This is a genomic window from Sphingobacterium shayense, from assembly GCF_013179575.1.
Lineage (GTDB): Bacteria > Bacteroidota > Bacteroidia > Sphingobacteriales > Sphingobacteriaceae > Sphingobacterium > Sphingobacterium shayense.
The window spans coordinates 1-1,539 of record NZ_JABMCQ010000315.1 but is presented as its reverse complement, the minus strand read 5'-3'; the positions used below and the strand labels follow the sequence as shown (position 1 = coordinate 1,539).

The window sequence follows — 1,539 nt, the reverse complement described above, 5'->3', positions numbered from 1 at the left end:
ACGGCGAGATACAGGCGATTGTTAAGAAATTCTATGCTTGCTTTGTCGTTTATTTCGCTGAAATTCTAAAAGCTATTTCTGCATCAAAGTCCGTGCTCGAAAACAAGATAGTGTTTGAGAACCTGGAATTAATCGATCAGCATATCAACTCCAATAGAAACATCATTGCCTGCTTGGGACATTGTGGAAATTGGGAGATGTTGAATATTATGCCATCTAAGTTGCGCCATCGAGTATATGCTGTGTATAAGCCTCTTAAGTCCGGGGCAATGAACGCGGTAATGGCGAAGATTAGAGCCCGATTTGGTATGAAACTGATATCGGAAGGATCGGTTGTGCGCCATATGCTATCTGATAAATCAAAGTCTAGTGTCTATCTTTTTTTGGCTGATCAATATCCAAGCATCAAAGATGATAAATACAGACTAACTTTTCTGAACCAGGAAACGTATGTTTTTTCCGGAATGGAAAAGTTGGCTCGAAAATGCGAAGCCGCGGTTATCTATCTCCACATAACCCAGCCGTCAAAGGGGCATTACAAAGTGGTTTGTACACCGGTATGTTCTAAGGCAGAAACCACGACTGATGGCGAAATAACGCAAAAATATATTGGTCTTCTATCAGAAAATATTCACGAAGAGCCATACGGTTGGTTATGGACACACAAACGCTGGAAAGGATAAAAGATAAGGACGCGTTTATAAATCTATTTTAACTGATGGCTTATTTACTTATTATAGATTTTTACTGTCAATTTCCTTAATGAGCCTATCGATGATTTCGGTAGTAGATGTTCCACTGTATTCGTTAATGGACTGCCCCGCCCATATACTCAGAAAATCGACATTTCTGTTATCCTTTGCCACATTTCGCAGCTCCTGGGTCAGTTTATTTTGGTATGGATAAGGAAGGATTTGTTGGGCTAATTCAACACTCTCAATGAACATATTTCTGATACCTCTTGCGTAACGTCCTGAAAAACTTTTTGTTAGCACTATGTCTGCTTCTTTCAGACTCCTTAACCGCTGTTTTTCAAATTCCCTTAAAGCGCTTTCTTCGGAACCCAACAAAAGACTGCCTATTTGAAAACCCTGCGCTCCCAATGTTTGGGCAGCTAATAACGTCCTTGCATTGTAAATGCCTCCTGCATATACCAAAGGAACACCTACGCTGTCGTAAATTTTCGCTAGCAGTGATAGTCCACCTATTTGCGGGATATTTTCATTAGAAAAACTCCCCCTATGGCCACCAGCTTCAATCCCTTGGACGCAAATAATGTCAATACCCGATTTCTCTAAGATACGGGCTTCATGGATTGAAGTACAGGTACCAATAAGCGTTATCTGGTTACTTTTTAACTTATCAATGCTCGGTTTGTCGAGGTTGCCAAAAGTAAAACTTAAAATTTTGCAACCCTGCGAAATGATAGCATCTAATTGCTCTTGATAACTGTTTGTGCTTATTTCCGCAAGTTCAGGTAGACTAACGACTAAACCGTGTCGTTCAGCTAGATGTTCGATGAAATTTTTTGCAGACTGA

Annotated in this window: 2 protein-coding genes; one reads left to right on the top strand and one right to left on the bottom strand. The window is 40.2% G+C overall.

Annotated features, from left to right (window positions below; genetic code table 11):
• Window positions 1-683: lysophospholipid acyltransferase family protein (locus HP439_RS19050; protein WP_172391904.1), on the top strand; the 683-nt coding region annotated here is incomplete at its 5' end.
• A 51-nt stretch (window positions 684-734) separates the two neighbouring features.
• Here the strand turns inward: HP439_RS19050 and HP439_RS19045 are convergent.
• A partial coding sequence (locus HP439_RS19045) for an NAD(P)H-dependent flavin oxidoreductase (RefSeq protein ID WP_172391903.1) occupies window positions 735-1,539 on the bottom strand: 805 nt, incomplete at its 5' end.